Annotated in this window: 15 protein-coding genes and 1 riboswitch; of the genes, 7 read left to right on the plus strand and 8 right to left on the minus strand. The window is 36.2% G+C overall.

The window, feature by feature from the left end:
- Positions 1–70 precede the first annotated feature (70 nt).
- The gene (gene gcvT, locus P8625_RS03485; RefSeq protein ID WP_279652110.1) at positions 71–1,153 is read left to right on the plus strand and encodes a glycine cleavage system aminomethyltransferase GcvT; all 1,083 of its coding nucleotides are present in this window, start codon (positions 71–73) and stop codon (positions 1,151–1,153) included.
- Between the two features lie 65 nt (positions 1,154–1,218).
- On the opposite strand, the gene P8625_RS03490 is transcribed toward gcvT, so the two are convergent.
- The 6 genes from P8625_RS03490 to msrB all read right to left on the minus strand — a co-directional run bounded on the left by P8625_RS03490 (position 1,219) and on the right by msrB (position 10,399).
- Positions 1,219–2,397, minus strand: a complete 1,179-nt coding sequence (locus P8625_RS03490; protein ID WP_279652111.1) for an O-succinylhomoserine sulfhydrylase — start codon at positions 2,395–2,397, stop codon at positions 1,219–1,221.
- Positions 2,398–2,505: 108 nt separating this feature from the next.
- Positions 2,506–5,904, minus strand: a complete 3,399-nt coding sequence (gene thrA, locus P8625_RS03495; protein WP_279652112.1) for a bifunctional aspartate kinase/homoserine dehydrogenase I — start codon at positions 5,902–5,904, stop codon at positions 2,506–2,508.
- A 132-nt stretch (positions 5,905–6,036) separates the two neighbouring features.
- Positions 6,037–7,329, minus strand: a complete 1,293-nt coding sequence (locus P8625_RS03500; RefSeq protein WP_279652113.1) for an O-acetylhomoserine aminocarboxypropyltransferase/cysteine synthase family protein — start codon at positions 7,327–7,329, stop codon at positions 6,037–6,039.
- Positions 7,330–7,527: 198 nt separating this feature from the next.
- Positions 7,528–7,641, minus strand: a riboswitch (SAM riboswitch).
- A 183-nt stretch (positions 7,642–7,824) separates the two neighbouring features.
- Positions 7,825–9,390 carry a protein adenylyltransferase SelO gene (locus tag P8625_RS03505; RefSeq protein WP_279652114.1) on the minus strand — a complete coding sequence of 522 codons (1,566 nt, stop codon included), beginning with the start codon at positions 9,388–9,390 and terminating at the stop codon, positions 7,825–7,827.
- On the minus strand, positions 9,387–9,941 hold the full coding sequence (msrA, locus tag P8625_RS03510) for a peptide-methionine (S)-S-oxide reductase MsrA (protein WP_279652115.1): 555 nt from the start codon (positions 9,939–9,941) through the stop codon (positions 9,387–9,389). The genes P8625_RS03505 and msrA overlap by 4 nt, the downstream gene beginning before the upstream one ends.
- Positions 9,942–9,952: 11 nt before the next feature.
- Positions 9,953–10,399: a peptide-methionine (R)-S-oxide reductase MsrB gene (gene msrB, locus P8625_RS03515; RefSeq protein WP_279652905.1), complete on the minus strand. Its 447-nt coding sequence runs from the start codon at positions 10,397–10,399 to the stop codon at positions 9,953–9,955.
- 163 nt (positions 10,400–10,562) lie between these two features.
- On the opposite strand from msrB, the gene P8625_RS03520 reads away from it, so the two are divergent.
- Both P8625_RS03520 and ric read left to right on the plus strand, forming a co-directional pair.
- On the plus strand, positions 10,563–10,841 hold the full coding sequence (locus P8625_RS03520) for a hypothetical protein (protein WP_279652116.1): 279 nt from the start codon (positions 10,563–10,565) through the stop codon (positions 10,839–10,841).
- On the plus strand, positions 10,822–11,541 hold the full coding sequence (gene ric, locus P8625_RS03525; RefSeq protein WP_279652117.1) for an iron-sulfur cluster repair di-iron protein: 720 nt from the start codon (positions 10,822–10,824) through the stop codon (positions 11,539–11,541). The genes P8625_RS03520 and ric overlap by 20 nt, the downstream gene beginning before the upstream one ends.
- 28 nt (positions 11,542–11,569) lie before the next feature.
- On the opposite strand, the gene P8625_RS03530 is transcribed toward ric, so the two are convergent.
- On the minus strand, positions 11,570–12,463 hold the full coding sequence (locus P8625_RS03530) for a DUF72 domain-containing protein (RefSeq protein ID WP_279652118.1): 894 nt from the start codon (positions 12,461–12,463) through the stop codon (positions 11,570–11,572).
- Complete coding sequence (locus P8625_RS03535; protein WP_279652119.1) at positions 12,460–13,419, minus strand: patatin-like phospholipase family protein; 960 nt, start codon at positions 13,417–13,419, stop codon at positions 12,460–12,462. The genes P8625_RS03530 and P8625_RS03535 overlap by 4 nt, the downstream gene beginning before the upstream one ends.
- Before the next feature lie 150 nt (positions 13,420–13,569).
- Here P8625_RS03535 and P8625_RS03540 point away from each other — a divergent pair, with 150 nt between their 5' ends.
- From P8625_RS03540 to P8625_RS03555, 4 genes are all read left to right on the plus strand, one after another.
- Complete coding sequence (locus P8625_RS03540; protein WP_279652120.1) at positions 13,570–14,616, plus strand: oxidoreductase; 1,047 nt, start codon at positions 13,570–13,572, stop codon at positions 14,614–14,616.
- Between the two features lie 76 nt (positions 14,617–14,692).
- On the plus strand, positions 14,693–17,635 hold the full coding sequence (locus P8625_RS03545) for an amidohydrolase family protein (RefSeq protein ID WP_279652121.1): 2,943 nt from the start codon (positions 14,693–14,695) through the stop codon (positions 17,633–17,635).
- Positions 17,636–17,654: 19 nt separating this feature from the next.
- Positions 17,655–18,956, plus strand: coding sequence for an amidohydrolase family protein (locus P8625_RS03550; protein ID WP_279652122.1), 1,302 nt, complete (start codon positions 17,655–17,657; stop codon positions 18,954–18,956).
- 211 nt (positions 18,957–19,167) lie between these two features.
- Positions 19,168–19,959, plus strand: a complete 792-nt coding sequence (locus tag P8625_RS03555; protein WP_279652123.1) for a TrmH family RNA methyltransferase — start codon at positions 19,168–19,170, stop codon at positions 19,957–19,959.
- Positions 19,960–19,964: the final 5 nt, after the last annotated feature.

A 19,964-nucleotide genomic window follows, 5' to 3' on the forward strand; every position in this document is an offset into this window, starting at 1 on the left:
GATTCGCTCATTTTGTTTCCTAATTTTTCAATACTTTAGCAACACTTTTAAAACAAACAATACAATAAGTATGAAAAATACAGCTTTATCGCATATACACGAGGCTTTGGGGGCAAAAATGGTTCCTTTTGCAGGCTATAATATGCCTGTACAATATGAGGGGGTAAACACCGAACACGAAACCGTAAGAAATGGTGTGGGCGTTTTTGATGTAAGTCACATGGGAGAATTCTTTTTAAAAGGGGAAAATGCCTTGGCTTTGATTCAGAAAATTTCCTCTAACGATGCCTCTAAATTGGTTCCTGGAAAAGCGCAATATAGCTGTATGCCCAATGCAGATGGCGGAATTGTAGATGATTTAATTATTTACATGATTGCTGAAAATGAGTATATGTTAGTGGTAAATGCTTCTAATATTGAAAAAGATTGGAATTGGATTTCTCAGCACAACGATTTAGGTGTTACCATGGAAAATCGTTCTGAAAACTGGTCGCTATTAGCCATTCAAGGTCCGAAAGCTGCCGAAGCCATGCAATCGTTAACTTCGGTAGATTTATCGAATATTAAATTTTATACGTTTGAGATTACTGATTTTGCTGGAATTCCGAATGTAGTAGTTTCTGCTACTGGATATACTGGTTCTGGCGGATTTGAGGTGTATGTAAAGAATGAAGATGTTGAGCAACTTTGGAACAAGGTTTTTGAAGCGGGTGCCCCTTGGGGAATTAAACCTATCGGATTGGCTGCTCGTGATACTTTACGCTTAGAAATGGGCTATTGTTTATATGGTAACGATATTGACGATACCACCTCTCCTATAGAAGCTGGTTTAGGGTGGATTACCAAGTTTACCAAAGATTTTGTAAATGCTGAAGCTTTAAAGAAGCAAAAAGAAGAAGGAGTTAGCCGTAAACTGGTTGCTTTTGAGCTAACAGAGCGTGGTGTACCTCGCCATGATTATGAAATTGTTGATGCAGATGGAAATCAAATTGGACGTGTTACCTCTGGTACCATGAGTCCGTCGTTAGGAAAAGGAATAGGATTGGGATATGTTACTATTGAAAACTCAAAAGTTGGTAGTACTATTTTTATCCAAGTTCGTAAAAAACAACTTCCTGCAAAGGTAGTGAAGCTACCTTTTTATAAAGGATAATAGGTAAAAGAGGAGCTGGCTGATAAAGTCAGCTTCTTTTTTTTGTGATTGTACGTGAACAAGATTTAATCTGGCAGACAGTTGTTTAATGCCTGCTGTAAATCGTTCAAAATATCCTGTACGTTTTCTAAACCTACAGAGCAACGTACCAATCCATCGGTAATTCCTACCTCTAGTCTATCAGCTTCACTTAACTTACTATGTGTAGTTGAGGCAGGATGAGTTACAATGGTTCGGGTATCTCCTAAGTTTGCGGATAAGGAACACATTTTTATGCTATCTAAAAACCTACGTCCTGCTTCAATACCCCCTTTTATTTCAAAAACTACAATATTTCCTCCCAATCGCATTTGTTTTTTGGCGATTTCATACTGTGGATGCGATGTTAAAAACGGATACTTTACCAAGTTTACTTTTGGATGCTCTTCTAAAAACTGTGCAACCTTCAAAGCATTTTCACAATGTTTTTCTACTCGTATAGCTAAGGTTTCTAGGCTCTTCGACAATACCCAGGCATTGAATGGTGACATGGCAGGACCTGTATTTCTAGAAAACAGATAAATTTCTTGAATCAACTCCTCTTTACCAACGGTTATCCCTCCTAAAACGCGACCTTGACCGTCTATCAATTTGGTTGCCGAATGAATGACTAAATCTGCTCCAAACTTAATTGGGTTTTGCAAATAAGGGGTTGCAAAGCAATTATCGATTACCAGTAGTAAATTGTGCTTCTTTGCAATGTTTCCTAACAACTCTAAATCTAAAATATCAACTGCTGGATTGGTTGGTGTTTCTGCATACAATATTTTAGTATTGGGTTGAATCAGGCTTTCAATTTTGTCTACTTCGGTAATTTTAAAATAGCTTGTCTCGATATTCCACTTAGGCAAATATTTTGTAAATAAGCTGTGGGTAGACCCAAAAACGGAGCGACACGACACAATATGATCGCCTGCATTTAGCAAAGCGCCAAAAGTTGAAAACACCGCTGCCATACCTGTGGCAAAAGCATACCCTGCTTCTGCTCCTTCCATTACCACTATTTTATTGACAAATTCTGTGGTATTCGGATTTGAAAACCTACTGTATAGATTTCTCTGCTTTTCTTCGGCAAACGATGCCCGCATATCTTCGGCATCATCAAATACAAAACTTGAAGTTAGGTATAAAGGGGTTGAATGTTCTGAAAACTGTGAACGTTCTGTTTGCGTTCGTATGGCTTGGGTTTCGAAATGTTGTTTCATGTAGTTTATTTAAAAATTCAAAGATTGAAAAATTCAATGATATACATTGTTTTCTTTTTAATCTTAACTCTCTCTTCTCTCTTCTCTTGGTTCTTTGGCTCTTGGCTATTAACTACTATTCTTCGCTAATCGTAAAATATCTCCAAAAACACCTCTAGCAGTTACTTTTTGCCCTGCTCCTGCTCCTTGAATAACAATCGGTTGTTCTCCGTACGATTCTGTATAAATCTCAAAAATAGCATCCGAGCCTTTTAAACTTCCTAAAGGAGAGTTTATGGGTACTGAAACGAGTTTTACATCCAATTCTCCTTTCGATTGCTGCAAGTCTCCATGCAAATCACCAATGTATCGCAATACGTGATTTTCTTCCTGTGCCTCTTTTTGTTGCTGAAATGTTGCATTTAACTTTTCTAGATTTGCTAAAAACTCTTTTGAAGAAATCTCTCTAAATGCTTCTGGAATTAGGTTTTCTATTTGAATATCTTCAAACTCATTTTCTAAATCGAGCTCACGAGCTAAAATCAACAGTTTTCTAGCTACATCATTTCCACATAAATCCTCACGTGGGTCTGGTTCTGTAAACCCTTTGTCAATAGCCTCTTGCAACACCGTTGAAAACGGCACGTCTTCCGCAGAAAATTTATTGAACAAATAACTTAATGACCCTGAGAATACCCCCCGTATTCTTGTAATGTTCTCTCCTGAATCGTGTAATAATTTAATGGTATCGATCAAGGGCAACCCTGCCCCTACATTGGTTTCGTACAAGTAGCTCTTTTTATTTTTATCTAGGGTTTTTCGTAATTTTTTATAAAAATCATACGAAACGGTATTCGCTATTTTATTAGACGAAACCAAATCGAACCCAGCATTGACTAACGGAATATAATTTTCTATAAAATCTGCACTGGCTGTATTGTCTACCGCTATTACATTTTCTAAATGATGTTCTTTTGCATAGTCGATTACACGGTTGACTATGTGTTTCTCTTCTGGTACTTTCTCCAATTCTTCTGACCAATTTGCACCGACTCCGTTTTTAGCTAACAATACTTTTTTAGAGTTGGCAATCGCAAAAATATTCAGTTGAATTTTCCGCCTTTCTAAAATTGATTTCGTGTTTTCTATAATCTGTGCTATCAAGGTGCCCCCTACCAAACCTTTTCCAAAAACAGCAATATTTATCTTTTTAGCAACTCCGAATACTTGACCGTGAATTACATTCAACGCCTTGTTGAGTTGCTCTTTTTTAACCACCAAACTTACATTTTTACCTGTAATTGTATTGTTAAATAGCAACGGTACTATTTGGTTTTTAATCAATGCGTTGTATGGGTGATGAAATTCACTTAAATCTTGCCCAATAATTGATATTACTGCTACCTCTTCTTGTATGGAAATCTGGTTTACATCCTTTGTTTGTAAATCATTCTCGAACTCCTGTTCTAAGGCTTTTACGGCCGCTGTTGCATTACTTTTATCGACTACTAAACCAATACCTCTTTCAGAAGAACCTTGTGAAATGATACTTACACTAATTCCGTGATTACTCAACGCTTTAAAAATACGGGCATCTACCCCTACTTTTCCTAACAGCCCTCTTCCTTCAAAATTGATTAAAGCAACCTTGTCTAATACCGATAAAGACTTAATTCCTTTCGAGGTTGATTTTGCGGTAATTAACGTTCCTTTATCACTGGGATTGAAGGTGTTTAAAATTCGTAGATTGATGTTCTTCTCTAGTAACGGAATGATGGTTTTGGCATGTAAAATAGTGGCTCCGAAGTTTGCCAACTCATTGGCTTCAGAGAATGATAATTGTTCAATTTTTTTGGCATCAGCAACTAAATCAGGATTAGCAGTGAAAATACCATCGACATGCGTGTAGTTTTGTAACTCTTCGGCATCTAAATAGTTTGCCAATAAAGAAGCTGTATAATTGCTTCCGTTTCTTCCTAAGGTAGTGGTTTCATTTTTTAGATTCGAGGCTATAAATCCTGCCACTACATTCACCGTTGTTCCGTTGTGTTGCTTAAAGTAATTCAGCACGTTTTCTTTAGATACCTCAACGATTGATTGTCCGTTTCCTGCACTCTCATCCGTTTTAAGCAAAAGCCTGGCATCGGTAGCATTCGCATTGATTCCTTTTTGTTGTAATAAGTCGGTAACTGTTTTTATGGACAGTAACTCCCCTTGAGCAAGTACTTCATCCTTTATTTTTTGATTATAATCTCCTAACAAACGAACTCCTTCAAACAACTTTTTTAAGGTGTTAAATTCAGTCGTGAAATCTACGAACGGAGTTAATTTTGTTTGCTCGAATCGAAATGTTTCCAATTGTTCTTTAAACGTCTCATTCTTAGATGCTCTTTGTAAAATATCTTCCAACTCATCGGTAGCGTTGCCTCTTGCTGAAACAACTACGGCTATATGCTCTCCTTCGTTAATTTTTTGCTCTATAATGCTTATTACATGATGTATCCCTTCATTCGACAATGATTTTCCGCCAAACTTTAAAATTTTCATCCTCTTTTTTGTTGATTTTTGATTGAATATCGGTTCAATAATTTTTTCTAATTGCGGGTACTCTATTAAGAACGCATCATGTCCATGGTCAGAGTTGATTTCGTTATAGGTAACATTAGCATGGGCAAATGCCAGTTGTTTGTAGGTTGCTCTGTTTTCTTCCGCAGTAAAAAACAAATCAGAATCTACCCCAACAATATGAATATCTGCTTCAATGGTTTCTAACACATCCAATCTTGCTCTTCCTTTGGTCACATCAATTGTTTTTAATAACTGATTCATTAATTTGTAAGAAGCCAATTGATAGCGTTCTTGTAGCTTTTTTCCGTGATGTAACAACCAACTTTCTACATTAAAAAGCTGAGATTTTTCATTCTTAGAGCGTTGAAAACGTTTTTTAAACGACTCTGGCGTTCGATAACACAGCATGGCATGCATACGGGCATCGTGTACAGGATTGCTAGAATTGGTTAAAAATTGCTCTTGTATTTGGCAATTGGCTATTAACCAATCAGTCGATTTCCAGTCGGTCGCAATGGGTATTAAGTGCGCTGTAATCTTCGGATTCAATACCGCCATTTCCCAAGCAATTCCTCCTCCTAAAGACCCACCAATTAAGGCAAATAGCTTTTCAATTTGTAACTGTTGTAATCCTTGTAAAAAGATGTTGGCAATATCACGTGCTACCAAATTTTTATAATCATCAATTAAAAAATTGTCATACCCATTTCCTGGTATGTTAAAGCACAAAATGGTGTATTCATTCGTGTCTATAACCTTATTTTTCCCTATTACATCTTGCCACCACCCCTCATTTCCTGCAACATTACTATTTCCAGTGAGTGCATGGTTTATTAGCACCACAGGAGCGGTACCCAATGCTTTTCCGAAAACTTGATAGCTTAACGGAATGGTATCGAATTGTGTACCGCTTATGGTGGTATAACTAAGAATGTGTATGTGGTGTAGATCACTTTTCATTATTAATATTTTATGGGCGTTCCCCTAAAGGGTCGGGCTTTACATTATATCTTTTGTGGGTTCTCGATACTTGCTGCGCAAACTCGAACTCACCACAAAAGGATGCCATTTCAATCCCTAACGCAGTTCATTTTACGCCAATACTTCTTTAGAAATTTTAGCAAATGCTTTTTGTAAATCGGTTTTTAAATCCTCTACATTTTCTAAGCCAACCGATAAACGAATTAAATCTTTCGTAACTCCTGTACTTTCTTGTGCTTCATCACTCAATTGTTGGTGTGTCGTACTTGCTGGATGAATAATTAACGATTTGGTATCTCCAATATTCGCTAATAATGAAAAAAGTTGGGTAGTATCGGCAATGGTTTTAGCGGCTTCATAACCACCTTTTACCCCAAAGGTTACCAAGCCACTTTGACCCTTAGGCAGGTAGGTATCGGCTAACGCTTTGTAGTTGTTTCCTTCTAAACCAGGATAGTTTACCCAAGCTACTTCTTCTTGTTCTTGCAACCACTTAGCCAATTCCAACGCATTTTTACTATGTTTTTGAATTCTTACTTCCAGGGTTTCTAACCCTTGAATAATGTTAAAGGCATTGGTTGGACTTAATGCGCCACCAAAATCACGCAATCCTTCTAAAATCAGTTTAAATGTATACGAGGCTGCTCCTAATGCTTCGTGGTACACCAATCCGTGATATCCTGCTGAAGGTTCGGTAAACTCAGGAAACTTACCGTTTGCCCAATTAAAGGTTCCTGCATCAATAATGGCTCCTCCTAGCGAATTTCCTTGTCCGCCAATGTATTTTGTTAAGGAGTGAATTACAATATTCGCTCCGTGTTCAATCGGATTTAATAAGGCAGGTGTGGCTACTGTATTATCTACAATAAAAGGCACTTCTGCTTTTTTAGCATGTGTAGATATGGCTTTTAAATCTAATACGTCTAACTTCGGATTCCCTAAAGATTCTACAAAAAAGGCTCTGGTATTCTCTTGTACTGCCTCGGCAAAATTATCAGGGTCAGAAGCATCAACAAAGGTGGTGGTTATTCCTAACCTTGGTAAGGTAACGCTTAACAAATTGTAGGTTCCTCCATACAAACTACTTGATGCTACAATATGATCTCCTGCTTTTAAAAGAGTTAATAAGCCTGTTGAAATTGCTGCCGTCCCCGAAGCAAAAACCACCGCACCGATGCCTCCTTCTAAAGCAGCTAAACGATCTTGTAAAATTTGATTGGTCGGATTGTTTAGACGGGTGTAAATAAATCCTAATTCTTTTAACGAAAACAGATTTGCTGCATGCTCTGAATTGTTAAAAACATACGATGATGTTTGGTAAATAGGAACCGCTCTTGCTCCTCCATTTTGGGTTACATCATGACCTGCGTGCAACGCATTGGTTGCGAATTTTTGTGTACTCATTTTTCTTGTTTTTGAGTTAATACTAGATTCCCGCTTTCGCGAGAATGACATTTTCAAAAGGAATACAATACTGCGTATTGTGAAACATTTTGAGATTAAACCAAAAGCCAAAACACATCTTTATTAGATGTTGCTTACTAGAAAAATGTTATTAAGAAATAATAAGAAGCTTCTTGTAGTTATGAAAAAAACTTCTCTGGGTTATCTATCCACGAGTTTTTACGCTCTGGTAGAATTTAGCACCTTCTTTGTTTGCACAAAGGGTTGCTAAGGTTTCACAGGGTCTAATCCCTCCACCTTTCTTGATAACATCGTCAATAAGTGTTTGAACTTTTACGAGTACAAATATTCAATTATAAAAATGGATTTTCCAAATTTATTTCAGTTTTTATTTAAAAAATCATTTTGTAATATTTTTAAATAAAAACTATAAATATCTAATAATCAAAAAATTAAAATAAACTACTTAAACTAAAGATTTATATTTCATATATTCTAAGAACTACAAGATAACATAGAGCTTCCTACTTTATTTCGAGCCCATTCTGGTCGTTTCGCAAACCATTTTTCGTATTCTGGTTGTTCATCGTAGGGATTTTTTAGCAATGTACATAATTCATTTAACAATGAAAAATCATTTTTATTTGCGTCATCAATGGCTAATTGTGCCATGTAATTTCGGAGTACGTATTTCGGATTAACTGCATTCATTTTCCTTTTTCTTTCTTCGTCTGAAACAGTTTCGCTTTGTAATCTTTCCAAATAATTTTGAAACCAGTTTTCCCAAGATGTTTTTATTTCGGCTACAACTTCTGAAGGCGTGTAGAATGCTTTTGCTATTTTTTCGATTGCTTTCTCAACGGTATCTTCTTTTAAAATAGTTGCCAGCAGTCTGAAAAAAATAGTCATATCCGTTTCTGCTTTTTGAAGCACTTCTTCAAGGTCAGCAATTAATTTTCCATCTGATTCTTTTGAAGAAAAAAGACCTATTTTTTCTCGCATCATTTGTACATACTTTTCAGGAAATTGCTCTTGATAATTTTCTAAAACAGCTTCTAAAGGGGCTGCTTCTTTTATTAAAGGGTACAACGCATTGGCCAGCTGGTATAAATTCCATAAAACGATTTCTGGTTGCGCACCATATCGGTATCGTTTGTGTGTATTGTCGGTGGTATTAGGAGTCCATCCATGGTCATAACCTTCTAACCATCCGTAAGGTCCGTAATCAATCGTTAATCCGAGAATCGACATATTGTCGGTGTTCATTACTCCGTGCACAAAACCTACCCGTTGCCAATGAATCACCATCTTCAAACTACGTTCGGCTACTTCTTTAAAAAAGGCCACATACGTTTGTTTTGACGGTTCGCCTAGGTAAGAAAAATGATTTCTGATGGTATAATCGACCAGTGTTTTTAACGTTTTTACATCTCCCCTTGCTGGAAATAGTTGGTAACTACCAAAACGTAAAAAAGATTTGGCTGCTCTGCACACAATTGCTCCCTTTTCATAGGCAGGGTTTCCATCGTACATCACATCTCGTAGTACTTGATCTCCCGACAAGGCTAACGATAATGCTCTTGTCGTAGGCACACCTAAATGATACATGGCTTCACTGCACAAGTACTCTCGAATAGAAGAGCGCAATACTGCTAATCCGTCTGCATTTCTCGAATAGGGAGTTTCTCCGGCGCCTTTTAATTGCAATGCCCAATTTTTGTTCTGGTAAACTGTTTCAAACAAATTAATGGCTCTACCATCTCCTAATTGGCCTGCCCAATGCCCGAACTGGTGTCCGCCATAACACATGGCATAGGGTTGGGTATTCGGAAATACTTCATTTCCTGTAAAAACATTCTTAAATTCTTCGGAAGTTATGTCTGCTTCTGAAAGTCCCAATTCTTTTAGCATTGTATCCGATACATGTATGATTTTTGGATGGGATGTTTTTTGGGGAGTTACATACGAAAAACAAGCTTGTGCAACTTGTCTTCTTGTATTTTCTTGAATTGGGTCTGCTGGTAATTCGTTTGTAAAAGTATTTTCTATATTGAAATTCAACACGCTCTTTTATTCTTTAGTTTGCTATCATATAGTTTTTTCAATTTTGCCAATTTGGGTGAAATAACCATTGAACAATAGATTTGGTCTTTATTATTTTCATAATAGTTTTGATGATAGTCTTCAGCAGGATAAAACCTTGATGCTGGACTTATTTCGGTTACAATAGCATCTTCATAATAAGGTGTTAACTCTTCTACTACTTTTTGAGCAATTAGTTCTTGTTGTTCATTATGATAAAAAATGACAGAGCGATACTGAGTTCCTATATCACCTCCTTGTCTATTCAAGGTTGTTGGGTTGTGACTTGTCATAAATATCATTAACAACTCTTTATAACTTATTATTTCAGGATTAAATGTTGCTTGTACCACTTCTGCATGTCCCGTTAAACCTGAACACACTTCTCTATAGGTTGGCGTTCCTGGTACAATTCCTCCCATATAACCTGATACAACTTCTTCTACTCCTTTTATCTGGTTAATAACAGCCTCTACGCACCAAAAGCAACCGCCACCAACGGTTACTGTTTCTAATTTATCTTTTTTCATTGGTTTATTTATTATTGAGCATCTAAAATCATAGATGCTGAGTTAATACAATAACGTAATCCGCTAGGAGCGGGTCCATCAGGAAAAACATGTCCTAAATGAGCATCGCAGGTGTTACACATTACCTCGACACGAACCATACCAAAAGTTGTGTCTTTTTCATACTTAATAGCATTCTCTTTTATGGGTTGTGTAAAACTAGGCCAACCTGTACCCGAACTAAATTTAATTGTTGAATCGAACAAAGGGGTATTACAGCAAACACATTTATACTTACCCACATCATACACGCTACACAAAGCTCCTGAGTTGGGTCTCTCTGTTCCTTTTTGTCTAGTAACTCTAAACTGCTCGGGGGTTAAAAGTTCTTGCCATTCTTTAGTCGTTTTTTCCACTCTTTTATCTGGTATTGGATTCTCATTAACTGTAAAGCTAATTACATCTTTCCAGGTTAGTATCTTGGTATTCATTGGTTGCCATTTTAAAGATAAGTCGTTAATATATCAAATTATTTTCAAAAAAAGATATTTTTATCTGTTTTGATAAAGATATGATTTTTATCATGTTTTTTAGCTTCAGAAACTCAGTTATTTGTGTAAAAATAAGAAATACTTAATTTTTATGAAAGGATATAAAATCCTGATAGTCTTACTCTTTTTGTCAGTAGCTACAATTTTTGCTCAATTAGAGATTGATACGAAAACACACGCTAAAATAAATCTTATGCACGAATGTGTGTTCATGAAAGACATTGATTTTAAAGCTAAGTATTCTCATTTATTTCGTTCTGAGAGCGTAGCGTTTTTAAAAGAAAATACAGATAATACAAATATAACTGGGCATGTCACTATAAAGCCTACAGACTTAAAAACTACAAATCATGGTAATATCAAACAATAAAACAGTAGCTGATTATGTAACCGAGAACATAAAAACAGCACATATTTTCAAAAAATACGGAATTGATTTTTGTTGTGGGGGTGGTATAACTGTTGAAAAAGCTTGTGCGAAAAATAACGTAGATCAGGCAACACTTGAACAAGAACTAGCAGAAGTTGATGTCATAAAAGATGTTATTGAAGATTATGACAAATGGGAGTTGGATTTTTTAATCGTTTATATTGAGAACATACATCATAGCTATGTAAGAGAAAGCTTACCAATCATTTCTCAATATGCAACTAAAGTAGCCAAAGTACATGGACATCATTATACCGAAGTAGTTGCGATAAATCAATTATTTCACGAAGTAGCAAATGAGTTACTATCGCACCTACAAAAAGAAGAACAAGTACTATTTCCGTATATAAAACAGCTAGTAAAGGCAAAAAAAGAAGAGGTAAAAAATACAACACCTGCTTTTGAAACTGTGAACAACCCCATACAAATAATGGAGCACGAACATGAAAATGCTGGAACTATTTTTAAAGAAATATCAAGATTGTCTCATAAATATACGCCTCCAGAAGGTGCTTGTAATACTTTTCGTGCTTTGTATGCAAAACTAGATGAATTTGAACAAGATTTACATAAACACATTCATCTCGAAAATAATATTTTGCATCCAAAAGCAATTCTTCTAGAGAAAAAGATGTTTTAAATTACGAGTTGTGAATTGATAATTGATACTACAACAACGTCATTTGTTGGCTATTCTCTTCATTCGGTATTTTTAAATTAATACCCAATGCTGGATTTAGTTTTTTTATAAAATACCCAGCTAACAACGGTGATTCTACCTCTAAGTTCTGATGGATAAAAAAGTGAATATTTTTCAATCCTAAATCGTTCCATTCTTTTAGGCGAGCTACCCACTCATCTAAGCGAGTATAATCTGACGAGTGATTCGCCCCTACATAACGTACGAAAGCTTCATTATTCGTTAAACGCATGTGCATCATATCTCTTCTGCCTGCGGTATCTACTATTATATTCGCTATGTTATGCTCTTCAAACAACTGTGTAAACTCGTTAAACACCACTGTATCTTCAAACCAATCTGGGTGACGTACCTCAATAGCTAATGGTATTCCTTTGGGCCAACTGAGTACAAAATTTTGCAACCTATCGAAGTTTTTATTTCCAAAATTAGCATGTAACTGTAAGAAAATCGTTCCTAATTTCTCCTGTAAATGTGCTGCACTATCTAAATAAATATTTACTGCATCTTGCACTCCTTGTAAACGTTTCCAATGACTTATCTCCTGCCCTAGTTTTGGAAAAAACTTAAAGTCTTTAGGCGTTTTAGCTTTCCACTTTTCAAATTGTTCTGCTGTAAACTGTCGGTAAAAAGTAGCATTTAATTCTATGGAGTTAAATTGCCTTGAATAATAGTCTAATTCGTCTTTAGTTCCTCTCGGATAAAATCCTTTTAAATCAGCTTTATTCCATTTTGCACAGCCTACAAACACATTAGGAGTTGCCGTTTCTTCAAAACAATTTAACAATTCAATTGTTTTAGGGTGTGTTTCTGGTAACGTAAAATTTACTAATTCTGGTTGTGCTACTTTTCCAAATTTCATATTTCGCTGTTTTCAATTCCTTCTTCTATATCTTGATTCTCTACCATTTCTGGTCTAAACTCTGTCATTTTATCATCATTTAGCTTTTTTGCATATTGATAACCAGATTTCCACCATTTCTTCATTTTCTCTTTATCAAAAACTAACGAATTGGTTGTTAATACTGTTGGTGTATAATATAAATTGAGTTTTACATCATGTTGTTTGGCTGATAATTTTCCAATGGTAATATTGTGCCTTTCTACATTTTCTAGCATAAAATCAAAGGTATCCATCATCAACGAAAAAGGGTTTTTAGCGGGCAACCTATTCATTTGTGTTACTTCGGTAGCTAAAATAATAGCATCTACCTCTGTGGCTCCTCTAGAAATTGCTTCCCGAATAGGAACTAAACTTCCAAAACCTCCATCTGCATACTGACAATAGTCTTTTTCTAACAAACTCATAAAGGGAACATAATTGCACGAACCCCAAATCCAATCGCAAAAATCTTCGTATTCACATTCTAAGATAGACTTATACTCAATTTGATTGGCAGTAAGATTAGATACGGTTACGACCACCTCTTTGTTCAACCTTCTAACTTCATCATACATTTCTCTAGTAATGCTATTACCTATTAGCTTGCGTAAATTCTTACTCTCACCAAAGGTTTTACGACCATTTAAAAAGTTCCAAAAAGTATTTCGATGTCGTATAGAAACCACTTTTTCTCCGTGTACCGACTTTACTTTGAACGGACTATTGCTAAAAATAGCCTTCTGATCTACCGACGTGTATAATTCTTTCAATTCATCGACTAATCCCAAAGCTAAATGCGAAACCATCAAACTACCAGTTGAGGTTCCTAAGAGCATATCGTAATCTTTATTTTTATATTTCATCAAATATTGAGCAACTCCACCTGCAAATGCTCCTTTACTTCCTCCTCCTGAAATTACTAGCGCTTTTTTCATTAATTTACGTTTCGTTTTTCTATTTTTAGTTCTGTAAAAATATCAAAAATATGAAACCTATATAGGTAAAGTGAACCTTTCTCTACATCTTTACCAATTATTTTACATACTTCGGGTATTTATTCAAATTAAAACTATTAAAACATACCAATGAAACAATTAATATCCCTTTTCTTACTCTCTTTAACAATACTTTCTTGCAAAGAAAAAAAGAAAACACTAAGAACTTTTGAAACTATTAATATTACCGAGTTTAAACAAGATAGCACCAGTATTAGAGCCATGCTGGCAATAAGCAACGATGAATTGGTTTTTGCTGGTTCCAAAGGAGATATTACCACTACAAAAGATGGTGGTGCAACATGGCAAACACAAAGTTTAAAGTATAACGATACGATTGTACCGCATTTTAGAAGTATTGCTAAAAATGGTGAACATATTTTTGCTTTATCAATTGCAAACCCTGCACTATTATATAAAGGAAATCAAAATGCTTATGAATTGGTATATACCGAAGAACATGAAAAAGTATTTTACGATTGTATACAATTTTTTGCTGATGGAAAGCACGGCATCGCTGTTGGAGACCCTACGGAAGATTGTCCATCTATTATACTTACCGCTGATGGAGGCAATACATGGACAAAGATTCCTTGCTCACAACTTCCTACTTTCGAAGAAGGAGAAGCCTTTTTCGCCGCTAGTAATACCAACATTGCTATCGTAAACAATACTGTTTGGATAGGCTCTGGAGGCACCAAAGCACGTATTTTAAAATCGACCGATTTTGGCAATACATGGAAGATTTTTGACACGCCTATAGTACAAGGCGACGGACCACAAGGAATTTATTCTATCGACTTTTACGATGAAAACCATGGAATAGCTATTGGAGGTAACTACTCAAAACCTGAAGACAACTGTGCTAATAAAGCGATTACTACCGATGGTGGTACAACATGGACACTCGTAGCTGACAATATGAATCCTAATTATAAAAGCTGCGTACAATACGTACCCAATACGAACGGAAAGGAAATTTTTGCCGTTGGAAAAACCGGAATTTCATTTTCTAACGATGGCGGATATACCTGGAAAGAAGTAAGTAATGAAAGCTACTATGCAATTCAGTTTGTTAATAGCAATACTGCTTGGTTATCTGGCCATGAAAAGATTGGTAAGCTAGTTCTTAATTAATTCTTAATGTTTTGTTAAAAGAAACTATTTTCCTTTTTAACTCTATATTTTTATAGGCGAGTCAACTCAATTTTACATGAAAAAAATACTATTCTTACTCTTATCATTGTGTATGAGCACTTCTTTTGCACAAGAATACTTCCCTACCAATACAGGAGTAAAGTCCTCAAAAAACAACCTATACGCATTTACCAATGCTACCATTTATGTGACGCCTACCCAAGTAGTAAAGAAAGGAACACTACTTATTAAAGACGGTAAAGTTGTCTCTGTAGGTAAATCGGTTGACATTCCTAAAGAAGCACAGATTATAAATTTAGACGGAAAATCTGTATATCCTTCGTTCGTAGATGCTTATTCTACTTTTGGCATTGCAACACCTAAACGCGAAAGCAGTCGCAGCAGAAGACCCCAATACGACGCTGGTAGAAAAGGATATTATTGGAACGACCATATTCGTCCGGATGTAGACGCTGCTACCGAATTCAATTTTGATGCTAAAAAAGCCAAAGAATTATTATCATTAGGTTTCGGTGCTGTTAATACGCATGTAGAAGATGGTATTATGCAAGGTAACGGAATTTTGGTTGCTTTAAACCCACATAGTTCTGATGCCTACAGAATATTAGATAAACAATCAGGAAACTATTTATCGTTTACTAAAAGTGCTAAAACACGTCAAAGCTACCCTACTTCACGTATGGGCGCCATGGCATTGTTACGTCAAACTTATTTAGATGCCGACTGGTATGCCAAAGGAAATGCTAAAAACACCGATTTGGCTTTAGAAGCACTACAAAATAAAAAAGAACTACCTCAAATATTTAATGCGGGTGGATATCTAGACAATATGCGTGCTGATAAAATTGGGGATGAATTCGGAATTCAGTATACCATTCTAGGAGGAGGAAATGAGTATGAAAGAATCAACGATATCAAAGCAACCAATGCTACCTACATTCTTCCTATTGATTTTAGAAACGCTTACGATGTATCGAATTCTTTCTTAGCCGATAAAATTGCGTTGAGTGATATGCGTGCTTGGAATCAAGAACCAGCAAATCCATCAATATTTGCAAAAAACAAGATTCCTTTTGCCCTGACTACCTACAAATTAAAGAAGACAAAAGAGTTTCATAGCAACCTTCAAAAAGCCATTGGTTACGGATTAGATACAACTACTGCCTTAGAAGCCCTAACAACAGTACCTGCTCAAATTTTAAAGAATGATAAAATAGGAAATTTGAAAGCAGGGAGTCATGCAAACTTCTTAATTACCTCTGGTGATATTTTTGACAAGCAAACTACCCTGTATGAAAACTGGGTGCAAGGTGCAAAAAACACCATCAATTCAATGGATATCAAAGATATTACAGGTAAGTATACCCTAACAGTGAACGGGAAATCGTATGATATGACCATTAAGGGTACAGGAGCTAAACAAACCGCAGAAATTAAAAAAGAAGATACCAAAATTAAGTCCAATTTTTCTTTTGCCAACGATTGGTTGCACATTACATTAAGAGAAGAAGATAACTTTACCCGTTTAACAGGTCAAGTTGATGATAAACAACTCAAGGGTACTGCAATTGACAATGATGGAAATGAAAGTAAGTGGAATGCTATTTTTATGGGAAAAAATGATACCGATAAGAAAGATGACAAGAAAAAAGACAATACTCCTAAAGTAGTACCGGTTACCTATCCGAACATCGGATTTGGAAATGTTGTTCAACCTCAAAAAGAGACTATTTTAATTAAAAATGCCACGGTTTGGACTTCTGAGAACAAGGAAGTGTTCAACAATACCGATGTATTGATTAAAAATGGAAAAATAGCCCAAATAGGTACCAACCTATCTTCTAGAGGTGCAACAATTATCGACGGAACGGGTAAGTATGTAACCGCAGGTATTATTGATGAACACTCACATATTGCCGCTTCTGCTATTAACGAATCTGGTCATAACTCGTCTGCTGAGGTAACTATTGAAGACGTTGTAGACCCTAGCGATGTAAACATCTACAGAAATCTTGCAGGAGGTGTTACCTCTATTCAAATACTACACGGTTCTGCAAACCCAATTGGTGGACGTTCAGCAATTGTCAAACTAAAATGGGGAGAGAATGCCGACGGAATGTTATACAATAATACCCCAAAATTTATCAAATTCGCCTTAGGAGAAAACGTAAAACAATCGAACTGGGGAGAAATGAACACCGTTCGTTTTCCGCAAACACGTATGGGAGTAGAACAGGTATATATAGACTACTTCCAAAGAGCCAAAGAATACGACGCAAAAAAGAAAAGCGGACAACCGTATCGTAAAGATATTGAGTTAGAAACTTTGGCGGAAATTTTAAATAAAGAACGCTTTATTTCTTGTCACTCGTACGTACAATCAGAAATCAATATGTTAATGAAGGTGGCAGAACAATTCAACTTTAACATCAACACATTTACACATATTTTAGAAGGTTATAAAGTAGCCGATAAAATGAAAGAACACGGAGCTGGTGGTTCAACGTTTTCAGATTGGTGGGCGTACAAATATGAGGTGAACGATGCCATTCCTTACAACGCAGCAATTATGCACAATCAAGGAGTTACTGTTGCTATTAATTCAGACGATGCAGAAATGTCTCGCAGACTGAATCAAGAAGCCGCTAAACTCATTAAATACGGAGGTTTAAGCGAACAAGAAGCCTGGGCTACCGTAACCATCAACCCTGCCAAACTATTACACCTAAACGACCGTACAGGAAGTATTAAAGTAGGTAAAGACGCTGATGTGGTTGTATGGAGCGGAAATCCACTTTCCATCTATTCTAAAGCAGAAAAAACTATTATTGACGGAGCTATTTATTTTGATATTGAAAAAGACTTAGAAAAACGTACAGCGATAAAAGCAGAACGTGCCAAGCTAATCAATATGATGTTACAAGAGAAGATTAAAGGAGGCAAAACACAAGCTCCTAAAAAGAAAACTCAAAAATTATTTCACTGTGATACAGAATAGAAACTTAACAATACATAACATGAAAATTAAATACATATACAGTTTAGTAGTAGGTTTCTTATTCTTAGGAAACACGATTGCGCAACAAACACCCGCACCCAAACAAACGCAAGCTTATAGTATTGAAGGTGCCACAGCACATTTAGGAAACGGAAAAGTGATTGAAAACTCTTTAATCATGTTCTCTAACGGAAAAATTGACTTCGTAGGAAGTGCCAATATGAGAATAGCCAGAAAAGGTACTGTGATCAATGCCAAAGGAAAACACATATACCCAGGATTCATTGCAGCAAACACCTCTTTAGGTTTAGCTGAAATTGATGCGGTACGTGCCACCATCGATGATGATGAGGTAGGTGCTATGCTACCCCACATCCGTAGTATTATAGCCTATAATGCCGAAAGTAAAGTAGTAGAAACTATGCGACCTAACGGAGTGTTCATGGCTCAAATTGCTCCACGTGGTGGTGTTATTTCTGGTACCTCTTCTGTGGTACAATTAGATGCTTGGAACTGGGAAGATGCTACTATCAAAACCGATGATGGTGTTCACATGAACTGGCCTCAAGTATTTTCTAGAGGTCGTTGGTGGATGGGTGAAGATCCAGGATTAAAACCTAACAAAAACTATCAAAAAAGCATTGATAACCTTAAAGAATTTTTCGCTAATGCAAAAAGCTACCTAGCAGGTAACAAAACACCTAAAAACTTACCATACGAAGCTTTACAAGGAGTTTTAAACGGTACACAAAAAATGTTTGTGCACGTATCGGGAGAAAAAGCAATTACTGACGCTGTGACTACTTGTAAAGAAGTAGGCGTTAAAAACATCGTGATTGTTCGCGGACGAGAAGCTGAAAAAGTAGCGACCCTATTAAAAGCAAACAATATACCTGTTATTTTAGAACGTGCGCATCGCTTACCCAATAGTGAAGATACCGATTACGACAAACCCTTTCGTGCGGCAAAAATATTAACCGATGCGGGTATTTTAGTGGGCTTAGGTATGGAAGGAGACATGGAACGTATGAGTACACGTAACTTACCTTTTTACGCTGGAACTCATGCTGCTTACGGATTGGGTAAAGAGAAAGCCTTACAATTAATTACCCAAAACAATGCTAAAATTTTAGGTATTGACGACATGGTAGGAACCTTAGAAGTTGGTAAAGACGCTACCCTATTTGTTTCTGAAGGCGATGCCTTAGATATGCGCACCAATAGTTTAAACGATGCTTTTATACAAGGAAGAAAAATCAGCCTAGAATCACATCAAACAAAATTATGGAAGCGTTATGCTAATAAGTATAAAAACCAGTAGAATGTCTTTCTAAACTAAGAGATAGTCACGTCATTATCATTCCTCGCTATGACAACAATTTTAACGTCATTCCGAGGAGTTTGTTGAGCGAAGTCGAAACAATGACAAAGGAATCTCTTCAATTTAATAAACTATTAAACATCATTCTTTTACTAGGATGATGTTTTTTTATAAAACAGAATAGTACTTTTGTATTCAGATATTACAGTCGATGAAACAAATTAGCAGTACACAAAACACCTACATAAAAGAACTTTTAAAACTTCAAGAAAAATCTAGAGAACGCAAGAAAAAAGGGCTGTTTTTAGTAGAAGGACAGCGTGAAATTTCGTTGGTGCGTAAAGGAGGCTATGAAATAGATACCCTACTGTTTGTTGCTGATATGATTACTGATGAAAGTACAAACAAAATTCTAAATAAGGCTTCCAACCTTATAGAAATAACAAAAGAAGTTTACCAAAAACTTGCCTATCGCGATACTACCGAAGGAATTATTGCCGTAGTGAAAGCTAAAAACTTCGATATAGACGCTATTGAATTCAACACCACTACTCCACTGGTATTGGTAATGGAAGGCATTGAAAAACCAGGGAATATTGGTGCTATGTTACGAACTGCCGATGCTGCTAAGGTAGATGCTGTTTTTATCGCCAATCCAAAAACAGACGTATTCAATCCGAACATTATACGCTCTAGCGTAGGCTGTGTCTTTACCAACCAGATTGGTGTAGGCACTTCTGAAGACATCGTAACATACTTGCAAAAGCGCCACATCAATATTTATAGTGCTACCCTACAAAACTCAAACCAATACCACAAAAACGACTATACCAAAGCTACTGCTTTGGTCGTTGGAACTGAAGCTACAGGACTAACACAAATTTGGCGAGACCAAGCCACTCAGAATATCCATATTCCTATGCAAGGTGAAATAGACTCGATGAATGTGTCGGTAGCCGCAGCTATTTTAACGTTTGAAGCCAAACGACAACGAGGATTTTAAAAAGC

Origin of the sequence: Tenacibaculum tangerinum, from assembly GCF_029853675.1 — a bacterium.
Classification (GTDB): domain Bacteria; phylum Bacteroidota; class Bacteroidia; order Flavobacteriales; family Flavobacteriaceae; genus Polaribacter; species Polaribacter tangerinum_A.

Excerpts from the sequence above, each read along its gene's own strand:
- gcvT (WP_279652110.1), top strand. The coding sequence starts at position 71 with ATGAAAAATACAGCTTTATCGCATATACACGAGGCTTTGGGGGCAAAA.
- P8625_RS03490 (WP_279652111.1), bottom strand. The coding sequence starts at position 2,397 with ATGAAACAACATTTCGAAACCCAAGCCATACGAACGCAAACAGAACGT.
- thrA (WP_279652112.1), bottom strand. The coding sequence starts at position 5,904 with ATGAAAAGTGATCTACACCACATACACATTCTTAGTTATACCACCATA.
- P8625_RS03500 (WP_279652113.1), bottom strand. The coding sequence starts at position 7,329 with ATGAGTACACAAAAATTCGCAACCAATGCGTTGCACGCAGGTCATGAT.
- msrA (WP_279652115.1), bottom strand. The coding sequence starts at position 9,941 with ATGAAAAAAGATAAATTAGAAACAGTAACCGTTGGTGGCGGTTGCTTT.
- P8625_RS03520 (WP_279652116.1), top strand. The coding sequence starts at position 10,563 with ATGAAAGGATATAAAATCCTGATAGTCTTACTCTTTTTGTCAGTAGCT.
- ric (WP_279652117.1), top strand. The coding sequence starts at position 10,822 with ATGGTAATATCAAACAATAAAACAGTAGCTGATTATGTAACCGAGAAC.
- P8625_RS03530 (WP_279652118.1), bottom strand. The coding sequence starts at position 12,463 with ATGAAATTTGGAAAAGTAGCACAACCAGAATTAGTAAATTTTACGTTA.
- P8625_RS03535 (WP_279652119.1), bottom strand. The coding sequence starts at position 13,419 with ATGAAAAAAGCGCTAGTAATTTCAGGAGGAGGAAGTAAAGGAGCATTT.
- P8625_RS03540 (WP_279652120.1), top strand. The coding sequence starts at position 13,570 with ATGAAACAATTAATATCCCTTTTCTTACTCTCTTTAACAATACTTTCT.
- P8625_RS03545 (WP_279652121.1), top strand. The coding sequence starts at position 14,693 with ATGAAAAAAATACTATTCTTACTCTTATCATTGTGTATGAGCACTTCT.
- P8625_RS03550 (WP_279652122.1), top strand. The coding sequence starts at position 17,655 with ATGAAAATTAAATACATATACAGTTTAGTAGTAGGTTTCTTATTCTTA.
- P8625_RS03555 (WP_279652123.1), top strand. The coding sequence starts at position 19,168 with ATGAAACAAATTAGCAGTACACAAAACACCTACATAAAAGAACTTTTA.